Below are 4,083 nucleotides of genomic sequence, written 5' to 3'. Positions count from 1 at the left end.
AATGTAATTGGTTACATTATGTTACCGATAACATTAAGAAAACGGTTGCATTGAGAAAAAAACAGTATAATAATGAGATTTGTAAAGAAATTGAAAAAAAGAAGGGGGATTTTCCAAATGAGGAAAAGCTTCAAAAGGTTAGGGATGTTGGCATTGGCAGCTGGCTTGACTTTCTCGCTGGCAGCTTGTGGTAATAATAGCAGCAAAGGTAAAACTGTTAAGATTTCTATTTTGCAGGGGAAAGTTGAGGTCAATAAACAACTTAAGCAAATTGCAAGTATTTACGAAAAGAAACATCCAAATGTTAAAATCACGGTTCAGTCAATTGGTGGTGGCACACAGTATGATCCAGTATTGAAGACACGGATTGCTTCTGATAATGCACCTGCTATTTTTAGCCTTGATGGACCAGCTAGTGTTAAGAAATTTAGTCAGTATACAGCGGATCTGACTAACACTAAATTAGCTAAGAATGCTGTTAAGGGAACATTAGGTGCTGTTACCAGCAATGGTAAAGTTTACGGCATTCCTTTTAATGTTGAAGGATATGGTTTTGTCTATAATAAGAGCGTTTTTAAAAAAGCAGGTATTGACCCTAATTCATTGACTACTTATTCCAAACTTAAGGCTGCAGTTCAAGAACTTGATAGTCAAAAAGATAAGTTAGGTATTAAAGCTGTCTTTGCAACTGCTGGAAAAGAAACGTGGCAATTTTCTGATCATTTAGCAAACTTGTATATTGGTCAGCAATTTGATGGGAATGCTTCAAAGCTTTATAAATCAAAGACAATGAAGTTTTCGAAAAATCAAGAAATGAAGCAAATGCTTGATTTAATGATGCAGTACTCAGTTAAGCCTGTTATGCAAGTTGATTACTCTGCTCAAGTAAACAAATACTTCTCTGAAGGAAAAGTAGCTATGATCGAAGCTGGTGACTGGATTTATCCAACCGTTCAATCGATCAATAGTAAATTTGCTTCTAACGGTATTGGCATGATTCCAATTCCTGTTAAGGGTTATGAAGGCAAATTACCCGTTGGTACATCTATTTGGTGGGCTGTTAATAAGCAAGCTTCCTCAAAAGTACAAAAAGCTTCAAGGGATTTCTTGACTTGGTTATATACATCTAAACAAGGTAAAAAATATGTTGTAAATAAATTACAATTTGTTCCAGCATATAAGGGATATGATAGCTTTAAGATGAGTGAGCCTTTAACTCAGACAGTATTTAATGCATCTAAAGAAGGCAAGATAATCGGTTGGGCCTTCCCTGCTTATACTGGTACTTCTTGGGACCCAGATAAATTCCAAGTTGAATTGCAGAAATATATGTCTGGTAAACAAAGCTGGAATAAGACAGTTACTAATTCAATTCAAGGGTGGAAAACACAACAGGAATCTGAATAATAATTGTTGGCTTTTTAAGAGAGGAGGAATTGCTGTGAAAAACAGAAGTGCATCGTTTTGGTTGTTTTTAGCACCGACATTTATTGCAGCATTGATTATTGTTTTCATTCCTGCCATTATGGGACTTTTTTATTCCTTTACTGATTGGAATGGGATAACATTTAGTCATTTTATTGGTTGGCAAAATTATGCAAGTTTGCTAAAAGATCAAGATTTTATCTCAGCTTTTTGGTTCACCGTTAAATTTGTGATCGTAACGGTTATTTTATTAAATGCTATCGGCTTAGCACTTGCTTTGTTGGTAACACAGAAATTCAAATCAAGTAATTTATTACGAACAATTTTTTTCATGCCAAATTTAATTGGCGGTTTGATTCTTGGATTCATTTGGCAGTTTATCTTTACTGAAGGTTTTGATGCAATTGGGAAAGTATTGCATATTCCAGGAATGAGCGATTGGCTAACAACTCCAAGTACCGGATTTTGGGGGTTAGTGATCTTGACTGTTTGGCAAATGGCAGGCTATATTATGATTATTTATATTGCTTACCTGCAAAACGTACCTGATGATTTGATTGAGGCTGCTGAAATTGATGGTGCTTCACCATTTCAGAGATTTAGATATATAACATTTCCAATGATTGCGCCAGCATTTACCATTTGTATGTTTTTGACCTTATCAAATGGCTTCAAGATTTATGACCAAAACCTTTCTTTAACAAATGGTGGGCCTTATAATTCAACACAAATGTTGGCACTGAATATCGTTAACACAGCATATAACCAAAATTACTTTGCGCGTGCTGAAGCAAAAGCTGTTATCTTTTTCATTGTTGTTGCGGCAATTTCATTAGTCCAAGTTGTTTATAATAAAAAACGGGAGGTGGATCTCAAATGAAGCATCCAGGCAAGTTATTGTTGGAGATCTTTGGTGTTTTAATTGGACTCCTTTGGCTTTTCCCGTTTTATCTAATGGTTACTAATTCGTTTAAGACTCCTAAAGGTATTTTTGCCTCGATTCTGAGTCTGCCAGGCAAATATTTCACGACTGATAATTATGTTAATTCTTATAAGGCGTTGAATTTCTTATCTTCTTTCATGCATTCGCTGATTATTACGGTAGTTAGTGTGGTTTTATTGATCTTTTGCTCATCATTGGCTGCCTATGCTTTGCAAAGAAATAAAAGCAAATTAAGCGGTATTATCTTATTAATTTTTATTTCAACAATGTTAATTCCATTCCAAGCAGTTATGATTCCACTAATTGCTATCTTTGGTCAAGCACATTTGCTGAATATGTATTCACTGATGTTCATGTATCTTGGATTTAATGGTAGTTTGTCGATTTTCCTATATCAAGGAACGTTAGGAAGTATTCCATATTCACTAGATGAATCAGCAGAATTAGAAGGTGCCACCAAATGGCAAATATTTCGGAGAATAATTTTTCCAATGCTGACACCAATGACGATGACTGTCGGAACTTTGAATGTTATTTCAATTTGGAATGATTATTTGTTACCTTCTTTGGTTTTGCCACAGCGACAATATACAATCCCGCTGGAAATGTATATGTTCTTTGGACAATTTACTAAACAGTGGCATTTAGCGATGGCTGGTTTAACGTTATCTGTTTTTCCAGTAATCATCTTCTACTTTTTCGCTCAGAAGTATATTATTAAAGGTGTTACTGAAGGAGCGGTTAAGTAATTGGTATACTTCAGATTTTGGTTAATGGAGGATAGCGGAGGAATTGAATAGTGAACTTTAATTCAAAGTTTGGTAAAAATTTTCTAAAATTTGGGAACTTTTTGGCAATGATAGTTTCTGTGAATTTAATTTGGATAATCATTTCACTTCCTTCAATTGCAATGCTTTTGATTATGATTGATTCCAGGACTCTGAAATCTTTTTTAACAGGTTTAGTGTTATTAACTATCATGAATTCTGTTTTCCTCTTACCGGCAACAACAGATGTTTATTTAACTATTTTAAAATTGGAGTCTAAGAAAATGAGGGGCTCCTTTTTTAAAAAGACTTTTATAAATTATTTAAACTTAAGAGCAAAATATCCCTTCTTTTTGCTCTTTAGCTTATTAGCAAGTGGTTGGTTGTTCTTATTTATGAATTTTAAAGATCAAGTTTTTAAAAGTGCATTTTTGCTGGGCGTAGGGCTTATTTTGATGGCTGTTTTCTTAGCCTGGAGTTTGAGCTTGAGTCCTTTGGTGGAGGAAAGTTGGTATGAATTAATTTTTTCTGCTCCATTAAAACTTTTAGGAGCCAGTTTGATCTTACTCGCTTTGATAATGGTAAATGTATTTTTGAGATTATCATTTTTATTGATTCTTTGTAGCATTTCTTTAGCAGCTTATCTGGCAATTAAGTTACTTTGGAAGGAAGATGAATCGGTTTACTGATTTGAAAACGATCAGTATAATTTGAATAATTACCTGTTCTTTTCTTTTTAGGGTTCTTTTTCAAGTGGTACTGATAAATAAAATTGTTTAATTTGCAATTTAAATTGGTATAGCTGAATTATTAGACTATCTGTTCTTCGGAATGGGTAGCTTTTTTGATGTAGTAATGATAGTTTAGACTGACATAACTGTTTTTTAAAGATAACAAGATTCTTAAACGAAAGTTCTCAAAATTTCTAAATCCATAGGCGGTCCGTTT

At 33.9% G+C, this 4,083-nt stretch carries 5 protein-coding genes; all 5 read left to right on the top strand.

The genetic code is table 11. The features are described from left to right. Positions 1 to 194: hypothetical protein (locus ON15_RS11890; RefSeq protein WP_235720410.1), on the top strand; the 194-nt coding region annotated here is incomplete at its 5' end. Further along, positions 118 to 1,407: an ABC transporter substrate-binding protein gene (locus tag ON15_RS00720; RefSeq protein WP_010579551.1), complete on the top strand. Its 1,290-nt coding sequence runs from the start codon at positions 118 to 120 to the stop codon at positions 1,405 to 1,407. The genes ON15_RS11890 and ON15_RS00720, both read left to right, overlap by 77 nt. A gap of 34 nt (positions 1,408 to 1,441) precedes the next feature. Next, complete coding sequence (locus ON15_RS00715; RefSeq protein WP_010579550.1) at positions 1,442 to 2,305, top strand: carbohydrate ABC transporter permease; 864 nt, start codon at positions 1,442 to 1,444, stop codon at positions 2,303 to 2,305. After that, positions 2,302 to 3,117 (top strand): carbohydrate ABC transporter permease, encoded by an 816-nt coding sequence (locus ON15_RS00710; protein WP_010579549.1) that lies wholly within the window; start codon positions 2,302 to 2,304, stop codon positions 3,115 to 3,117. Before ON15_RS00715 ends, ON15_RS00710 begins: the two co-directional genes overlap by 4 nt. Positions 3,118 to 3,167: 50 nt before the next feature. Further along, positions 3,168 to 3,824 carry a hypothetical protein gene (locus ON15_RS11165; RefSeq protein WP_010579548.1) on the top strand — a complete coding sequence of 219 codons (657 nt, stop codon included), beginning with the start codon at positions 3,168 to 3,170 and terminating at the stop codon, positions 3,822 to 3,824. Positions 3,825 to 4,083 lie beyond the last annotated feature (259 nt).

It is taken from the genome of Liquorilactobacillus vini DSM 20605, from assembly GCF_000255495.1.
Lineage (GTDB): Bacteria > Bacillota > Bacilli > Lactobacillales > Lactobacillaceae > Liquorilactobacillus > Liquorilactobacillus vini.
The sequence above is the reverse complement of the archived record's forward strand: the minus strand, read 5'-3'. Positions and strand labels throughout refer to the sequence as shown.